Origin of the sequence: Francisella uliginis (genome assembly GCF_001895265.1) — a bacterium.
Lineage (GTDB): Bacteria > Pseudomonadota > Gammaproteobacteria > Francisellales > Francisellaceae > Francisella > Francisella uliginis.
In genome coordinates, this window is sequence record NZ_CP016796.1 from 1,122,255 (window position 1) to 1,141,191 (window position 18,937).

The window sequence follows — 18,937 nt, forward strand, 5'->3', positions numbered from 1 at the left end:
ATTTTTATTTAGAGATTCTACCAGTTATAGCTTGGAAGGCTTTTAGATCAAACATATGTAAACTAGCAAAAACATAGTCAAAAATATCTGCTTGAATTTTTTCATAGTTAACCCAGTTTGTATCATTTGTAAAAATATATAACTCAACTGGTAAACCTGTTTCACTAGGTTGTAGTTCTCTGATTAGGAAAGTTAAACCTGTATGTATTTTTGGATGATTGCGTAAGTAATTTTCAATATATGCTCTAAATAAAGTTATATTTGTCAGCTTCTCATTTTTTTTACTAGTAATAAAATCTTGTAAAAGAGGTTCTTTCGCTAAAGTTTCTAAAGTTTCCTCATCACAAAATCTAATAGTATCTATATCAATATTTACTGAGCGTTTGATTCTACGCCCACCAGTTTCAACCATTCCACGCCAGTTTTGTACGCTATTATTAATTAGTGTATATGTTGGAACAGTAGATATTGTTTTATCAAAGTTACGAATTTTTACGGTATTAATAGAAACTTCCATAACATCTCCATCAACACCTGCTGATGGAATAGTAATCCAGTCGCCAACTCTTACTAGATCTAGAGCCGCAACTTGAATATTTGAAACAAAGCCTAATATAGTATCTTTAAATACCAACATTAATACCGCTGATAAAGCACCTAAACCTGTTAGAAAGGCTATAGGGGACTTATCAAGTAACTGAGACACTACTAATATAAAAGCTACAAAATATAAAATTATCTTTATAACCTGAGCATAACTTTTTAAAGAGTGGTGCTTGAAGTAAGGAAGCTTTTGAAAATAACTAAAAATAGCATCAACAAAAGATAAACAAAATAAAATTATAGTTAATGTTATATATATTTGAGCAATTAACTGAATAGTTTCGACTAAACTAATTGTCCAATCATGCTCTGAACTTGCACAAATATTGATAGCTAAATAAATAAGTATTCCAGGACCAATATGTGATAGTTTATTAAAAACTTTATATCTTATTAATATTTCGCCTATATTAGGACCTAACCTCACTGCAAATTTATTTACAATTGTAACTATATATTTTTTAAGAATTTTATTAACAATCCAAGCACAAAATAATATTATTAAAAAAATTGTTAAAAAACTTAATATTCCAGCAAGACCGCTATATTTATTAAGCATATCAGCATAGAAATCTTTTAATTGATTCATATTATTTGTTTCCTTAATAAAGTTTAAGAATCATCTTCTTGTGTTGGATTATTTGGTGCTTTACTTGGTAGTAATGCTGCAATTTGAGTAACGATTCTTGGCACTATACTTGTTTGAAGATACTTAAATATTCTTACATTCTCATAGTTTTGAGCTAACTGAGTACCCGAGTTTGATTGCCAGAATTGTTGTGCATCAATAGTATTATCTGGTATAACAGGAGTTTTATTGTTAGGTTTAACCACATTATACGTAACTCTGTAGTATAGCTGGTAGGTATTATTTGATGCTCCACCAACTACACTTGTTAGCTTAGAATCTTTCTTAACATCTTGTATATTTATTATATAATCCGCGGTTTTCTCATCTGAAACTATTACTGCTTTATATGCTTTTAGGTTTCTCTTGATATCATTAGAAATAGAGTTATAGTTATTATTCTCAATATAGAACTTTGTTCCAACTAAGCTACTAAAATTTCCAGCATCAGTGCTTGTATCGCTAACAACTCCACGAGGGTGAAAGCCACAAGAAGCCAAAGCCAGCACTAAAATAAAGAAAAGTATTGCATATTTTTTCATTTGAATCTCTCTATCTAATTACTATATTTATAAGTTTTTGTGGTACATAGATTACCTTAATAACTTGTTTACCATCAATAAATGATTTAACATGCTCATCTTCTAAAACATTATCTTCAACTTCTGATTTAGTTAATGATGCATCTAACTCTAGCTTTGCTTTTAGCTTACCATTTATTTGAACTATAAGTAAGAACTCATCCTTAACTAGAGCTTTCTCATCTACTAGTGGAAATTCTGTATGCAAAATATCATCACCTAAATTAAGCTCTTGCCATAAATAATGACAAATATGCGGAGTAAAAGGAGCTAAAACCCTTAATAAAATACTATAGCCTTCAGCCTTAACACTATCACAAAGATTATCATAGTTATTTAAAGTATTTAGAATTTTCATACAAGCTGAAACTACAGTATTAAACTGACTTTTATCAAAATCAAAAATAGCTTGCTTTAAGTTTGAATGTATTTCAAAACGAGCTTTTTTATCTTCTTTTGATAATTTGTTTATATCAACATTTATTTTTTTCGATAATGCTTCTTTATTTGCTTGAGCATAGTTAAATACTTTACGTAAAAATTTATTAGCTCCTTCAACACCAGTCTCTGACCACTCTAATGATTGCTCAGGAGGTGCTGCAAACATACTAAATAACCTTACAGTATCAGCACCATACATATCTATTAATTCTTGAGGATCTACTGTGTTGCCTTTTGATTTAGACATTTTAGCACCATCTTTTAAGACCATACCTTGAGTAAGTAAGTTATTAAATGGCTCATCTGAAGTAATTAGACCTTCATCGCGCATTAATTTATGGAAAAATCTTGAGTACAATAAATGCATGATAGCATGCTCAATACCACCAATATATTTATCTACTGGTAACCAATAATTTGCTTCATCACTTAGCATTTTATTAGCAGTAGGGCATGTATATCTTGCATAATACCAAGATGATTCAAAGAATGTATCAAATGTGTCTGTTTCTCTTTTTGCTTGAGAACCACACTTAGGACATTTAACATCTAAAAATTCAGGCATATCTTTTAAAGGAGATCCGGCCTCTGTAAGAGTAACATCTGTAGGCAACTTAACAGGTAAATTTTCTTCTTTTTCAGGAACAACTCCACAGCTATCACAATGAACCATTGGGATAGGGCAACCCCAATATCTTTGACGGGAAATGCCCCAGTCATGGATTCTAAAGTTTGTAGTCTCATAACCTTTATTATTATCAAAAAGATATTTTTTTATTGCTTGATAGGCTTTTTTGAAGTTTAAACCATCAAACTCACCAGAATTTATCAATATTCCTTTTTCAACAAAAGCTTCTTTTTCTAAATCAACTTTTAATTTTTTGTCATTTGAAGCAATAACTTGCTTTAGAGGAATATTATACTTTTGTGCAAACTCCCAGTCTCTTTGATCGTGAGCTGGAACAGACATTACAGCACCTGAACCATACCCCATAAGTACGAAGTTTGCTACCCAAACATCAACAGTCTCACCTGAAATAGGATGAATTACTTTTATATTAGTTTTAAAGCCTTTCTTTTCTTGAGTAGCCAAATCAGCTTCCATTGTTGAAGATTTCTTACATTCTTCAATAAAGCTTGCTAACTCAGTATTTGATTTTCCTTCAACTAAAGCAAGAGGGTGCTCAGGTGCAATTCCAAGGTAGCTCACACCCATCAAAGTATCAGGACGCGTTGTAAAAACTTCTATTTCATCATCAGAATCTTGAATTTTAAATTTAACAGTTAAACCTTTTGATTTACCAATCCAGTTTGTTTGCATAGTTTTTACAGCATCTGGCCAGTTATCTAATTTAGAGATATCTTGTAAAAGCTCATCAGCATAATCAGTAATTTTTAAAAACCATTGTGGTATTTCTTTTTTCTCAACTAATGCGCCTGATCTCCAGCCTCTACCATCTACAACCTGTTCATTAGCTAAAACTGTCTGATCTACAGGATCCCAGTTTACAACTGAGTTTTTACGATATGCTAAACCTTTTTTATAAAGTTGGATAAAAAACCATTGCTCCCATCTATAATAATCTTCATCACAAGTAGCAACTTCTCTTGACCAATCAAAACTAAAACCTAAGGAATCAAGTTGCTTTCTCATATGAGCAATATTACTTTTTGTCCATTCTGCAGGTGATCTTTTATGCTTGATAGCAGCATTTTCAGCCGGCAAACCAAAGGCATCCCATCCCATAGGGTGAAGGACATTCTTACATTGCATTTTCTGATAACGAGCTATAACGTCTCCAATAGTATAGTTTCTCACATGTCCCATATGTAGAGTACCACTAGGATACGGTAGCATTGATAAACAATAGAATTTTTCTTTACTTTTATCTTCAACGGCTTTGAAAGAGTTATTTTCACGCCAGTAATTTTGAGCTTGTTGCTCTATTTGATCAAAATTATATTCACTCATTTGAAGTACAGAACCTTGTTTTTAATAAAAAATATGCAAAATTATGCTGGATATTTTAAGTTAAAACTCTATAAATATCTAGATTATTGCTATCTTTAGAAACTTATTTATTAAATTACTCATAATGTATAGTTACATACTGTTACATTTTATAAATATTTGAGATTAATAACTACTTTAATATATTCGCAAAATATAAAAAATTATAAATAGGAAAATATATCATGAGGATGAATCTCAAAAGAAAGATAATAAGTATAATGCTAATATTACCATACTATTGTTTTAGCTTAACACCTAGCCCAACAAATGTTTCAAGCGTGTCATATTCGACAGCTGTAGGATATAATGGGGATCAAGAAAAACGTAAATTTTATATGTAAGCTTTAAATTTAACACACTTTTAAAAATGCTAGAATTTTTATTTTAGTACTAAAAATATATTTCTAAAAGACTTAATCCTTTTTTTTAGAAACTTATATTCTTCTAACTGTCTATCCTTAAAAGTTATAAAAGATTTTTTGAAAATATAATTTTCTTTTATAACACTTTCTCCATTTTTGTTTATATAACATTTTCTACTTAAATCTAGCCACGGTGTTGATATATTAGAGTTCAATTTATCAATACCAGAAATCTCTATATCAAAAATATATTCTTTTATATATGTTCTCGGTTGACCAATATATATATCATTTACACTATCCTCAGGGGGATCAACAAAATCATACATACTTAACTTGAGGACTTTACCCATATTAGTTTCAATATATGGATTATCTACTATATACTCAAAAGAAAAATTTATATTTTTAACTATTCTCGAGTTTAAATCAGGAATAACTGATTTAAGTCTTTGATCTTTAGGAATATTATGTTCAGGCTCAAGAAAATTGCTATATATATAATCTATAATAATATTTTTATTTGCAAATAGCTCAGAGCCAGTAAACATAATCGCTGACTCTTTTTCAAAGGTAACATAAGTAATAGTGTGAATATTTTTTTCTCTTATTTTATATTCAGATTTAGAATGTATTTTAGACTTCCTATAGTTAATATTATAAACTCGCATATAATTAGGTTCATGATCAAGAGTTAATACTAATGCCTTACGATTAGCTATATCAGGGAACAAACCACCAGCCATACTAATATTATTAGTTGGATCAATCCAATATTTTTTTTTATTTGATCCTTCCACATATACTATTACATGGTTAAAATCATTAATACTTGCTAATGTATGATTAGGATGTTCTTGTATTATCTCACCTCGAGCTACTAAAGCAAATTTAGCAGATAAACCTAGATATCTTAAGCTAGCAACTGTTAGTAATGAATAATCTTTACAATCACCATATCCAGTATCAATAACCTCATTCATTGACCTTGGATAAAATCCAGCTTCAATTTTTTTCCAATCTCTCAAGTATGTTACTTTATTTTGTACTAGATTAGTTACACTATTTATTATATCTACATCATTTGTTAGGTGACTAAACTTTTTTAACTCAATTACAAGCTCATTTGGCAGTGTTTGGCTTACAATATTTTCATATTTATTTGCTAATGTTTTATTTAGAGATTCATATGTTTTATCTGTTGATATACCAACCCAGGTTTGATTCTCTAAACTTAAAAGACTATTATTAGGTTCATTAATAGTAGCACTAGAAATTGGCTTTAAAAGTTTTATGGTGTAATGATAAATATTATTTTTTTTGAATTCTTTTATTTCTAAAACGTTAAAAGGATCATTGGCAAATATATACAAAGGGATTTCTGAATTAATAATAGTTTTTGAGTTTTTTAAAAGAATATCAGTACCATAATATAATGTTTTTGAAAAATGATTATCAACTAATTGTCTTTCTACAACTCTTTCATATTTTAGATTAATTTTACTACCAGCTTGTATTTTTTTAAATGGAATTAATATTTGTCTCATATTAATGAACCTATTTGCTTCACTAGCTAAAGTTTTATCCTCAATTAAATTCTTATCAATTTCATATTTCTTATCGTTATCTATACTAGCATTTATTACGTTAAATGATTCAAAACTTTCCGTATAAAGTAGTTTAATTAATTTATAATTGTCTCTGGCATTTTCATCGATTATATTTATTTGTTCTTCAGTAATCCAATTAACTTTGTAATTTTTATCTATTTTGACATTATTATTTATATAACTACACGTAGCGCTCATATCTTGTTCAGTAGCAAAGCGAGCTAATAATGTTTCAACACAGAAAATAAATAATATATTGAAATAAATGACTGTTTTCATTTGGCATTAATGCTATTAGAAATAATTGTATTATATTTATAGATCAAACATATACAATATTTTTCACAGCATAAATTCTACTTTAATTCTCTGCCATCCAAGTTTCAAGAATTACACATGCAGCTAAAGCATCCACTTTTAGATGACTAACTTTTTTACTCTTAACTTCTTCTAAACGCCATCTTGCTTCACGAGTTGAATAAGCTTCATTTATAAGATGAACATTCCTTTGATATCTCTTTTTTACCTCTTTAGCAAAATCTTTTGCAGCTTTGGTAATGTCAGTTTCAAAATCTTGTGTATCCAAAGGCAAGCCAACTATAATATCTGAAGGATTCCATCTTTTGACAATTTTATCAAGTTCAATCCAGTTTGGTACACCATCATAGGCTTCAACAGTTCCAATAGGAGTAGCTGTTTTTGTAATCATTTGACCACTTGCTAAGCCAATTCTAGCTTTACCAAAGTCTATAGCTATTAAAGATTGAAACATTAGCCATTACCTATATTTTCAAATAAAGAGTCTAAGTTTTGTAAACTATATCCAGCATGTTCTAGATGATTTTGCCACTTTGTCTTATTTTCATAGTTAAATAATATCTTCTTGCTTAATTTATCTGTCACAATCCAGTCATTAGCTTTTATCTCATCTGATAGCTGATCTGCTGTCCAACAACTATAGCCAACTATAGGTAAAAAATATTCAGGCAGGATATTATTTGCAAGGTCTTCTAAAATATCCATTGAAGCGGTAATAGCTAAACCTTCATCAAGCTTTATAGTTGAATTGTAGTTACGTCCATTCGTAGTATGGAGTATTAATATTTTGTGAGGGCTTATTGGACCGCCCATATAAAGAGGGTGGCTTAATATCTCTTCAAAGGTATTATTATGAGGTATATCAAGCTCTTCAAAGACATCTTTCAACTTATCATCTAAAGGCTTATTTATAATTAAGCCCATAGCACCATGACGATCATTTTGACAAAGATAAATAACAGATTTAGTAAATATAGCATCATCTTTTATGAGAGGAGTTGCTAATAAAATTTCACTTTTATGATTTTGGAACATATTATATTTCTTAATAACAATGTTAATTTTTTATAAAATGGAACGGATAAATGCCGCAGTGGCGATAATTCTAAATGAACAGAAGAATAAAGTCTATATAAATCTAAGACAAAAATTCCAGACATACAGTGATTACTGGGAATTTCCTGGAGGTAAAGTAGAAAATAATGAAAGCTTTGAAGATTGTATAAAACGAGAAGTTTTTGAAGAAGTTGGAATTACTATTAAAGCTCTAAATCCATATTTTAAGAAAAAACATATAAATAAAAATAATATCGAAGTTAATCTAGAGTTTTTTATTGTTGATAGCTATGAAGGTATTCCTTATCCAAAAGAAAATCAACAACTAAAGCTTGTAAATATTTCAGAACTTGATAATTATTATTTTCTACCAGCTAGTATAGAAATAATTGAGAAATTAAAAAGAGAGTATATCTAGAGCAAGTATTAGTAAATATGTTAATAATCAAGGGCTCAAGCTTAAATCTTGGAAGGATATTACTTTAAGTCAATAATTTAACATAATATATATTATGCGAAACTGAATGCATGATAATAGAAGTTTATATATTAATTGTTTTTATTGTTGATTGAGACGCTTTTGAATCTGTTTTGATGAACTACTTATATTCGACCAGATAATTATAAATATAAATAAATTAATTATTCCAGCTATAATATTTATAATAGGTATTAACCCTAATATCAAGAAGCCTACATACCAATAAACAAGTGAAGCTTTAAACTTCAATTTTTCATCATATTTTGTAGTATATATTTTTATTTGATCATCTAATTTAACAGCTGTCACAACAAATGCTATTGATGACCATATTGGAATTAGCTGAGTCCATAACCATGCAGGATGAATTTGTTGATAATTATTTATCTTAAAAAGATTTTTAGATAATTTTCGTTGTGACAATATAAATAAGCCAGTAACAATAATTGATGCAATTGTAAAAGCAACTAAAGAAATTTGTAATAATATTGTAAATTGTTGGATATTTTGCATCAAAAACTGATTATTATTTATTAATTCTATCATTTTAGAAGTTTGTAAATATATTATATAATTTGTTAATTCTATTATATTATGGTGAATTTTCAATCAATTTAAAACAACTATGTTTGATATATCAATAGAATTAACATCTTTATAGAAATCATCTAAGCTTTCAGTATTACCAACTATAGCTATATTAAGTAATTTTTCAGCAATGCTACTTGTTTTATTTACAAAATCACCTTTTTTATAGAAATATTTTATCATAGGTTTTTTAGTATTTAATTTAGGAATATTAAAGTTCTTAATAATACCTTTATTAGGAGATAAAATATCAACACATAAAATAGGTTTATATGTCATATTAGGATCTATACTATTATCTAAACCTGTAATAGAATAAAAATGCTCATGGTGTAAATTTATATCATATGCTAATTCATATATTTGCGGCAAACACGCACCACCAGGTCTAATTCCAACTTCAAGGAATATTATCTCTTTAGTTTTTTTATCTTTAAAAAACTCAAAATGGCTAACTCCATCAGGAATATTTAATATCTTTTCTACCTTAAATGCTAGTTTAGAGATCTTTTTATATTCTTCTGAATTTGGATCAGTCAAGATGAAACCTAATTTTTTTGCACTATCCGCTACATCTAAACAAGGATGTAGATACTCTGTAATACCAGAAAAAATAATCTTGCTCTTTCTTTTTATTATATCGCAAGTATATACAACACCATTGATAAAACTTTCCGCACTAAAATCTGTTTTATAAAATTTAGATTTCTGTATTTTCTCTATAAAATTTTTTGAAGCTTTTATATTAATATATAACTCTCCATTTTTTATATAACTATTAAGACTTAATGGATGCGGTAATAAGTTTTCATGACTTATATGTCCTACACACAGATGATTCTCTAATTTCCAATTATTATCTGTCTCTACAAACTCTCCTAAGAAATTAAAAGATATAGGTATATTCTTCTCATTAAGAAACATTGTAGAGTTATTAAATATATGGTTTAAATATGAAAAAGATAATCCCTTATCCTCTCCTAAATCTTTAAACTTAGACTCTATATATTTTATAAATAAATATGTAGAAGAATAAATATCGCCTTTTTCAGATAAATCAAAAGTCAGAGGGAATATATTCGTAAACCATCCAATAGTAGATGAAATATCTAAAGAACTATCTAATTCCTCTCTTCCATGTCCTTCAAATGCTATTGTAATTTTATCTTGTAAAGAATACTGTTTATAAGCTTGTATAAAGCTTGCAATAATGATGTATTGTATCTGTGTTTTAATAGTTGTATCTTTTATTTTTTTAATTTTAGAAACAATATCTTTACTCACAGTAATGCTACTGTTATGAATATTATTAAAACTATCAGCATCTACATTTTTTAAACCCGTGGATTTTTCTTGCCAAAATTCTATTGTCCGCTGAGATGCACCAAGTGCTTTATTTTTTAAGAAATAACTCCACTCTTGATAAGTTGAGATCTCTTTATATTTATTCATATCAAGACCTTTACTAGAAGATAAATCATCATAAATAGAGATCAAATTATTATAAATAATTCTTTGGGATACGCCATCTGTTATTAGATGATGAAGACAGATTAATAGGTACTTATTTTCATTATGATCAAATAAATCAAAAGAGTATATATTTCCCTCTAAAATATTTAACTTAGACTGTAAGTCTGTACATATTTCTTCTATTTGCTTATTAGATTTATAGTTATGGATATTTAGCTCTTTTAACTTGAAATTATCTTTATTTAGATATTTTTGTTTCCATACACCATCTTCAAAAGAAAATCTCAATGCAAAGGTTTCAGATGTTAGTTGAAGAGAAAGAACAGTTCTTTTAAGTATTTTTATATCAACATCGCAAGGCACTCGAATAAGAATAGATTGATTAAACCAGTTTGGATCTTTATGCCCAAAATACAAGAACCATTTTTGTATAGGAAGTAAGGGAACAATGTCACTCTCAATTACTTGACTATTTGTTTTATTTTTCTTAACAATAGAAGAGTCATATTTCTTTGCTAATTTAGTTATAGTCTTTGCGGTAAAAACATCTATAGTTTTTATAAATATACCATTCTGTTTTGCTAAAGACTGTATTTGCATAACTTTTATTGAATCGCCTCCTATTTTGAAGAAGTTATCATCAATACTAACTTTCTCAACACCAAGAACTTTACAAAAAATACTATGAAAAATTTTCTCAACCTCTGTACTTGGTTCTCTATAACTTTTATCATTTCCAGTATTTATTTTAGGTAATTTATTTCTATCTAATTTTCCATTTATAGTTAAAGGAAATTCTTTCATATGTATAAAATATGAAGGAATCATATATTCAGGTAATTTATTTTGAACTAATGACGAAAAATACTCATCATCATATTCAGTTTGAGATACATAATATGCAACAAGACTCTTGTATCCAAGAATATCTACAGCTAAAACGGCTACTTGTATAATTTCTGGAATACTTAATATAACATTTTCTATCTCTGTTAACTCTATTCTATAGCCTCTGATTTTAACTTGAAAATCTGTTCGCCCAACATATTCAATTTCACCATTTGGCAGCCATTTAACCAAATCACCTGTTTTATATAATCTATCATAACCATATTCCTTATCATCACTAGTCATTAGATGATGTTCGATAAATTTTTCTTTAGTTAATTCTGGCCTATTTAAATACCCCCTAGCAACACCAGCTCCACTAATGTGTAGCTCCCCTGCGACGCCAATTGGTACTGGTTTTAAGTCTTTATCTAATACATATAGTTTCGTATTTGATATAGCTTTTCCAATGTTAAAAAAGTTTTTATCATATACTGTTCTTGTTGTTGAAAATACTGTTGTTTCCGTAGGACCATAATGATTTAGAAGCCTAGCCTTTTTTCCATGATAGTCTCCATTATATGTTTCGCCTCCTAAATCTATAGCTCTCAATAACGTATTATCAATCTGTTCATTACTAACTTGTTCCAATACTTTTGGAGGTATTGTCAGCAAAGAAATATCATTTTGCTCTATATATTTAAATAAACTAGAAATATCTCTAATTAGCTTCTTATCCAATATATGTAAAGTAATACCTGATGATAATGCAGTAAAAAATTCCATAACAGATACATCAAATGTGTAGCTATGAAAACTACATGAAATATCTGATTTTTTTACAAATGATCTTTTATAATTTATCAAATTTGCAATATTAGAGTGCTCTAGCATCACACCTTTAGGCTTACCTGTTGTACCCGATGTGAATATTACATATGCTAGACTATTAGGTTCTATAACTATATTAGGAGAGCTTATGCTATAGCTATCTATCAGATTATTTTCATCTAGAAAAATCCTCTTTATATTTTGATAAATTTCTAATCTTTTGGCATATTCACTACTTGAGAGAATTATTTCTGCACTAGAATCTTGTAAAATAAAGCTTATTCTATCATCTGGCATATCTATTCCTATCGGAATATAAGCACCACCTGCTTTAATAACCCCCAAAATAGCAATTATCATATCTAAGCCCCTATCAAAAAATAGAGGAACTAAGTAGTCTTTTGTTATATTAAAATGCTTTATTAAGTAGTTAGCCAACTGATTTGTTTTCTGATCCAACTCTTTATATGTAAGTCTTTCATCCTTAAAAATTAGAGCTACCTTATCTGGATTTAATTTAACTTGATAATTAAAAAAGTCAATAATGTTTCCAAGATTATCTATATTCTCGAAATTAGTATTAAAATCTTTTATAATTTTATCGTATCCTGCTTTGCTAAGAATATCGTACTCATTTACCTTAGTTTCAAGATTTTTAGCTAATTGCTCTAGGATAGTAGAGAACCCTTCTACAAAATCATTGATATATTCTTTTGAAAATAAACTCTCAGCATAGGTAATATTAATCTGTGATATTTCTGGACTATCATCAATAAATAATGCTAAATCTAATTTAGCTGTATCTAGATAATCATAAAAAGGTAACCTTCTAGTATAAAAACTTTTTTCTTTTTGTCTTTGAATACCAAAACTTTGTACACTAAACATTACTTGAAATATAGGATGGAAGCTAGGATCACGCTCAATATTAACCTCTCTAACAATATGCTCGAAAGGAATATTTTGTTTATTTTGAGCTTTAACTAATATTTGATTAATATTATCAATTAAATTTACTGTTTTAAAATCTGGGGAAATAGAATTTCTTAGAGGTACACTATTTACAAAAAAACCTATTGTATCTTGAAACTTACTATCTATTCTTCCAGACATTGGAACACCAATAGTTATATCTTCACTATTAGAATATTTATACAATAAAATATTAAAAGCTGCTAAATAAATAGAAAAAGAAGATACTTTTTGCTTAATAGCTATATTATGCACTTGCTTAGCTATATCTCTGTCTAAACTTGTAGTTACACTCCTACCTTTATAATCAAATTTAGCAGGCCTATTACTAGCTAAATCTAGATTTTTCACTCCATCTAGCTTATTTTTCCAATATTCTAGACCTTTCTTATAAGTATGTGTTTTAAAAAACTCTTTTTGCCATATAGAGTAATCTCTATAACTGTGCTCAGGCTTTATAATATTTAAATTATGAGGCTTGTTTGATTCACTAATTTTTTTATAATTATTTTGAACACTATCTATAAAGATATTCATTGACCATCCATCAAAAGCTATATGATGAATGTTCAATAACATAATATAAGATTCTTTATACTTATATATGTATACTTTTATAGGCCAGGTTTCATTTAATAAGAATGGAACAGAGATATCATTACGGATCTGTTTATTAAGAGCATCTTTAGATTTAAACTCTACATCAGAGATTCTAAAGGGTAATTCCGACTTTATAACCTTTTGATATATATTTAAGTCTTCCTCAACTATTATACTAGATAGTATATCGTGTTCTAAACAAGTTGTTTCAATTGATAATTTTAAATCTACTATATTAATATTAGATCTTAACTCTAAAACTATTGGCATATGATATACAGATTTATTATTTTCTGTTTTATCAAAGAAATATAGCTGCCTTTGGGGAGATGAAAGAGGTGCTTTCCCACTATCGTTTTTATCTAAGCTAAAGTCTTCAGGTACATTATTCTCTCTATTTAAAAGTAATAAATTTTTAATATTTCGACACTCAAAGATATCTCCAACAGTTATACTTTGCTTTAGTATTTTACTTATTTTATTAGATAGTTGTATTGCTAAAATACTGTTTCCACCTAGAGCAAAAAAATCATCATTTATAAAAACATTATCAATATTTAAATATTCTTTCCATAACTCCACTAATTTCTTTTCAATTCCAGTTTTTGCTAATTCTCCATCTTTTTTATTTGAAAAATCAACTTTAGGCAAAGACTTTATATCAACTTTTCCACTACTATTTAATGGGAACTCCTCTAAAGACAAAATAAAACTTGGAATCATATATTCCGGAAGAGCTTTAGCTAAATCTTTATTAAGCAATATAGACTTATCATTTTTTTCTTGAAAAGTTACATAAGCTACTAAAACTTTTTCATTATTTGGATTTTCAGAAACAATAACCACTGATCGTTTAACATAATCAAGAGACATTATCGCAGCTTCAATCTCACCAATTTCAATCCTAAAACCTCTAATTTTTATTTGAGAGTCTGTTCTACCTACATAATTTAAACCATCATAATCCCACCTAGCTAAATCACCTGTTTTATATATTTTTTTGCTATTAGTACCAGATATATATAATGGATTATCTATAAACCTCTCTGAAGTTAGCTCCATCATATTGAGATATCCTTGTGCAAGACCTCTCCCTCCGATAAAAAGTTCTCCAGTAAATCCTTTTGGAACAAGTTTTAAGTTCTTATCTAGAATATAAACTTGCTCATTTTTTAATGCCCTACCAATACTAACCTTATGATCATTCCTATTAAATCTATGGGCAGAACTCCAGATAGTTGTTTCTGTTGGACCATAAACATTTATTACTTCTGCAAAATTACTATCTAAATCCCGCAACAAATTTAAACTAGCTGCTTCCCCTCCTGTCAAAGCAGATATATTAGAAAATAGATTTTTATTTTTATTTACAACATTAATTCCATCTAGTAATACTTTCCACACAGATGGTGTTTGTTGGATCATGTTTATAGCATTAGCCTTCTCAAGAAGTTTTTCTACAAAATTAGGAGTATCTACTAATATACAGTTTCCACCAGTAATTAAGCAGCTTCCGTATTCAAGACCAAAAATATCAAAGCTTGGTTTTGTTGAGCTTAAACATGATATTTGTTTATGACTTGTAAGCATCGTTGATACAAAATCTTGTAAAAATTGAATGAAGGAGTGTCTACTTATTTTTACTCCTTTAGGATTACCTGTTGTTCCAGAAGTATAAATAACATATGCGGTTGACTCTAAATTAATTCGAGGAAAAGATATTTTGTCTCTATTTTCAACATATAAATCGCTTGAAATTAAAACTTCTAAATCTTTATTTATAAAAGCTTTGGCATAACTACTTTCTGTAACCACAAGGGACATTTTTGTATCATTAACTATATATTGTATTCTTGAATCAGGAAAATCTTTATCTATAGGGACATAAGCTAATCCAGCCTTTAAAACACCAATAATAGTAGTCAATAAATTATTATTCCTATCTAAACAAATACCAACAAATCCTTTTTTATTTTTACTCAAAATATGTGATGCAAAATTATCTGATAGTTTATCTAACTCTTCATAAGTTAATTTTGATTTACTATCCTCTACAGCTATGGCTGTTGGTGTTTTCTGCACATACTTTTTAAATACAGTTATAATGTCATCATAGTTTTCATCTGATTGAATTAAATTATAGTTTAGTAACTCTTGTTTTTGTTTGGCAGGAACTATATCAATATCTTTTATTTGTAAATCACTATTAGGTATGACTTGACTAATAATTAGCTTTAAATATGTTGAAAAATCTTTAATACTATCTTTATTAAAATAGTTATCAGAATATTGTATTATTAACTGGAGCTGATTTTGATTCTCAAGTAATCTACTTTCAAATGCTAAATCAAAATAGGTTCTATTTGGTTTTAAGTATTTTCTCTTTTGTTTATAACTACCAAAACTATACTCTGTAGGTTCTTTCATATTTTGATGGACATACATTACTTGCGCTAATGGCATTCTATCTGTATATCTTTCATCACAAACTTTGTTTATTAATTCATTAAAATTATATTCACTATGAGTTATGGCTTCTTCAAGATTTTTTTTGTTTAAATTAATCAACTGTTTAAAAGTTGTATTTTCCTTTTCAACAGGATTTATTCTTAAAGTTACATTATTAAGCATATACCCTATTACTTTTTGAAAAGATTCATGTGGTCTATTTGCTACAGGTGTTAGAATGTTTAAGTCAAAAATTGATAAGTACTTTGTTAAGAGAATATAAATAGATGAAAGCATAAACTGATACAGTGTTACGCCTTCTTTATTAACAAATTCTATAATCTGTGACGTCAATTCCTTAGAAAAAATAACTTTACTATAACAAGAAGTATTATCTTTACCACTCAAAACTCTATATGATGGAATTAAAGTATTACACTGAGCTAATTTTTGTTGCCAGTATTTTATATTTTCCTTATTGTTTTTATTTAAAACATTTTTTTTCCAAAGCTTATATGAAGAGAAGTCTATATTATTTTGTATATCTTTTAGCTCATTATTTTTTAAAAGTGAATTATATGCGCTAGTTAAATCTTCTATAAATATATTAAGTGACCAGCCATCAAATATAATATGATGAAAAACAAAAACAAGTTCAGTCTGACCTGTTTTTTTAATAAAAGCAGCACACCTAAAAGGTAAATCTTTTTTTAAATTAAATGGTATATTAATAAATGATTCTATATCTTCATCAATATTCTCTACATTTTCTTTCCAAGTAAAAGGGCTCACTATATTTACAGTTTCTTTACTTAAAAGATCTCCACTATTATCTTTTATAAAATTTGACTTCAAAATTTTATGCTTACATATTACAAAATCTAAGCTTTTTTCAAAAAGTTTCTTTTTTATATCTCCTTCTATCGTAATGGCATAAATAATATTATTAGAGCTATTACATTCTTTGCTTACTTCTTCAACAAACCACATATTTTCTTGGGCTTTTGTCGGTTCTAATTCATTTTTTTTTAAGTAAGTAATTATGTTCTGTTTATTATTTTTGATCCATTCTCTATCTGAGCTAGCCATCTTAGTCTTATATAGTGATTTAGCAAAAAGTCTTTCGCCCTTATATTGAAAAATAATGCCATGATCAAGAAAGTAATTTATCTTTTTTATAATATCCATATTTAAAATTCCTCATCGATTTCTTCTAGAGAGTCTTCTATATCTCCAAGATATAAGGCTTGAGCTCTAATTGTTCGATTTTTAAAAATATAATCAATACTAAGATTTAGACCAAAATTACAATTTAATTTAATCAATATTTGATATGCTTGAAGTGATGTACCACCACTTTCAAAAAAATCTTCATCTATTGAGTAAATTTTCTCTTTTAAAACTTCTTCCCAAAGTTCTAATATTATATGCTCTTTTTCTGTTAAATTTTCTATATCTATTGAATTATCACTGGAAGTTTTCTTAAGAGGTAATTTTCTCCAATCCACCTTACCATTATCTGTTTGAGGAAAATTTTCTAAAGCTATTATCACTGAAGGTATCATATAATGAGGTAGCTTATTTTTTAAGTAATTAAAAATCTCTTTTTCTTTTATATTCTTTTCTTTATTAGAAATAAAATAAGCGAATATTTTGCCTTGTTCTTCATTAAACATTACATAGGCATTACTTATATTTTGATGCTCAATTATAGCCGATTCTATTTCACTCAGCTCAATTCTTACACCATTTACTTTTACTTGTGAATCAGAACGTCCAATAATGTTTATATTATTATTATAGTCAAACATAGCAAGGTCACCCGTATTATAAAACCTTTCACCTGCAATAACCATAAAAGAGCTATTAGAGTCTTCATTTATATAACCATCAGCTAACCCTGCTCCACCAGCATATAGTTTACCTACAACATTACAATTTTTTATTTCTTGGTCTTTATCATTTAAAAGTAATATTTTTCTTCCTGGAAAACACTTACCAACGGGAACATATTTTGAAATACTACTATCAGCATCTTCTTTATTTAAGAGATGAGATGTCAATCCAGCTACACATTCTGTAAAACCATACTGGTTATAAACATTCCAGTTAACATCTCCTATAAAATCTTTAATTTTACTTCTTAATAGTTTTTCTCCACTAAGAATAATATTAAGCTTATGATTTTTATAATTAATCAAATATGGTAAGACTATCTCGAAAATTGTTGGAGTAAATTTAAGATAATTAATATTCTGTGCTATTATGCTTTCTACATATAATTTAGGGTTTGATAAAATACCTTCTGGCTGAATAACCAAAGTACCTCCTTTATAAAGAGGAGGTAAATAACAAGGAATACTTCCTGTAAATACCGCAGATAAGGCATAATCAACCTTATCATCACAGCTTAATTGTATTTTTTTACTATATTCTGTGATAAAGAAATTTAAGGCTTCTCTACTAACCTTAACACCTTTAGGAACTCCTGTAGTCCCAGAGGTAAACATTATATATGCAGTAGCTCCATATATAGGGTTAACAAATATATCCTTTGTATTATAATCTATCTCCAAAGTACTTATATTTATAGTATTTTTTATAATCTTATTAGCACTTGCTATAAAATTGTCATATGTTAAAACAAAATTTATCTTGGAAGCCTCGATGATTTCTCTATTTCTACTTTCTGGGGCCATATAGTTAAGCATAACATATGGTATATTCAATCTTAACGATACTAAAACTCCCAAAAGCATTTCATATGAACGATCCATATATAACCCTATAGCTTTTATATCTTTATATTTAGAATTTAAATAATTTGCTATGGAGTTCACTTGTTTATTAAGCTCATAATAAGTAACTTTTTTTTCTTTAAAAATTATAGCAATCTTATTAGGCGTTTTTTTAGCATATTTTAGTATAAAATCTTCCATTTTTATTTTCTTTTATTTTCTATAATAAATAATACAGTCCTATTACAAATATTTTAAATAGTTTTAATAAAAAAGATTTTTAACACTTTTCTCTAGCATTGAGCAATTTATATAAATATCAAAAACTCAATCACAATAACTATAATAGGTTAAAAACCAATAGT

10 protein-coding genes are annotated in these 18,937 nt (G+C 27.8%); 1 reads left to right on the forward strand and 9 read right to left on the reverse strand.

The features are described 5' to 3' along the window. Nucleotides 1-4 precede the first annotated feature (4 nt). The 6 genes from F7310_RS05285 to F7310_RS05310 form a co-directional block, all read right to left on the reverse strand. Nucleotides 5-1,192 (reverse strand): mechanosensitive ion channel family protein, encoded by a 1,188-nt coding sequence (locus F7310_RS05285; protein WP_072712310.1) that lies wholly within the window; start codon nucleotides 1,190-1,192, stop codon nucleotides 5-7. Nucleotides 1,193-1,215: 23 nt separating this feature from the next. Next, nucleotides 1,216-1,773, reverse strand: coding sequence for an LPS-assembly lipoprotein LptE (locus F7310_RS05290; protein WP_072712311.1), 558 nt, complete (start codon nucleotides 1,771-1,773; stop codon nucleotides 1,216-1,218). A gap of 10 nt (nucleotides 1,774-1,783) precedes the next feature. Then, nucleotides 1,784-4,225, reverse strand: coding sequence for a leucine--tRNA ligase (gene leuS, locus F7310_RS05295; protein WP_072712312.1), 2,442 nt, complete (start codon nucleotides 4,223-4,225; stop codon nucleotides 1,784-1,786). 421 nt (nucleotides 4,226-4,646) lie between these two features. Next, nucleotides 4,647-6,518, reverse strand: a complete 1,872-nt coding sequence (locus F7310_RS05300; RefSeq protein ID WP_072712313.1) for a DUF3857 domain-containing protein — start codon at nucleotides 6,516-6,518, stop codon at nucleotides 4,647-4,649. Nucleotides 6,519-6,600: 82 nt separating this feature from the next. Then, entirely contained in the window at nucleotides 6,601-7,011 is a 411-nt protein-coding gene (ruvX, locus tag F7310_RS05305; protein WP_072712314.1) for a Holliday junction resolvase RuvX, read from the reverse strand. Continuing rightward, nucleotides 7,011-7,592 (reverse strand): YqgE/AlgH family protein, encoded by a 582-nt coding sequence (locus F7310_RS05310; protein WP_072712315.1) that lies wholly within the window; start codon nucleotides 7,590-7,592, stop codon nucleotides 7,011-7,013. Before F7310_RS05310 ends, ruvX begins: the two co-directional genes overlap by 1 nt. Nucleotides 7,593-7,629: 37 nt before the next feature. On the opposite strand from F7310_RS05310, the gene F7310_RS05315 reads away from it, so the two are divergent. Continuing rightward, the gene (locus tag F7310_RS05315) at nucleotides 7,630-8,031 is read left to right on the forward strand and encodes a (deoxy)nucleoside triphosphate pyrophosphohydrolase (protein WP_072713541.1); all 402 of its coding nucleotides are present in this window, start codon (nucleotides 7,630-7,632) and stop codon (nucleotides 8,029-8,031) included. Nucleotides 8,032-8,172: 141 nt separating this feature from the next. Here F7310_RS05315 and F7310_RS05320 read toward each other — a convergent pair whose 3' ends face one another. The 3 genes from F7310_RS05320 to F7310_RS05330 form a co-directional block, all read right to left on the reverse strand. Next, a complete protein-coding gene (locus tag F7310_RS05320) occupies nucleotides 8,173-8,640 on the reverse strand; it encodes a hypothetical protein (protein ID WP_236939850.1) in 468 nt (155 codons plus the stop codon). A 63-nt stretch (nucleotides 8,641-8,703) separates the two neighbouring features. Next, the gene (locus tag F7310_RS05325; RefSeq protein WP_072712316.1) at nucleotides 8,704-17,022 is read right to left on the reverse strand and encodes a non-ribosomal peptide synthetase; all 8,319 of its coding nucleotides are present in this window, start codon (nucleotides 17,020-17,022) and stop codon (nucleotides 8,704-8,706) included. A 2-nt stretch (nucleotides 17,023-17,024) separates the two neighbouring features. Continuing rightward, nucleotides 17,025-18,773: a non-ribosomal peptide synthetase gene (locus F7310_RS05330; RefSeq protein ID WP_072712317.1), complete on the reverse strand. Its 1,749-nt coding sequence runs from the start codon at nucleotides 18,771-18,773 to the stop codon at nucleotides 17,025-17,027. Nucleotides 18,774-18,937: the final 164 nt, after the last annotated feature.

Excerpts from the sequence above, each read along its gene's own strand:
- F7310_RS05315 (WP_072713541.1), top strand. The coding sequence starts at position 7,630 with ATGGAACGGATAAATGCCGCAGTGGCGATAATTCTAAATGAACAGAAG.
- leuS (WP_072712312.1), bottom strand. The coding sequence starts at position 4,225 with ATGAGTGAATATAATTTTGATCAAATAGAGCAACAAGCTCAAAATTAC.
- F7310_RS05285 (WP_072712310.1), bottom strand. The coding sequence starts at position 1,192 with ATGAATCAATTAAAAGATTTCTATGCTGATATGCTTAATAAATATAGC.
- F7310_RS05290 (WP_072712311.1), bottom strand. The coding sequence starts at position 1,773 with ATGAAAAAATATGCAATACTTTTCTTTATTTTAGTGCTGGCTTTGGCT.
- F7310_RS05325 (WP_072712316.1), bottom strand. The coding sequence starts at position 17,022 with ATGGATATTATAAAAAAGATAAATTACTTTCTTGATCATGGCATTATT.
- F7310_RS05330 (WP_072712317.1), bottom strand. The coding sequence starts at position 18,773 with ATGGAAGATTTTATACTAAAATATGCTAAAAAAACGCCTAATAAGATT.
- F7310_RS05300 (WP_072712313.1), bottom strand. The coding sequence starts at position 6,518 with ATGAAAACAGTCATTTATTTCAATATATTATTTATTTTCTGTGTTGAA.
- F7310_RS05320 (WP_236939850.1), bottom strand. The coding sequence starts at position 8,640 with ATGATAGAATTAATAAATAATAATCAGTTTTTGATGCAAAATATCCAA.
- ruvX (WP_072712314.1), bottom strand. The coding sequence starts at position 7,011 with ATGTTTCAATCTTTAATAGCTATAGACTTTGGTAAAGCTAGAATTGGC.
- F7310_RS05310 (WP_072712315.1), bottom strand. The coding sequence starts at position 7,592 with ATGTTCCAAAATCATAAAAGTGAAATTTTATTAGCAACTCCTCTCATA.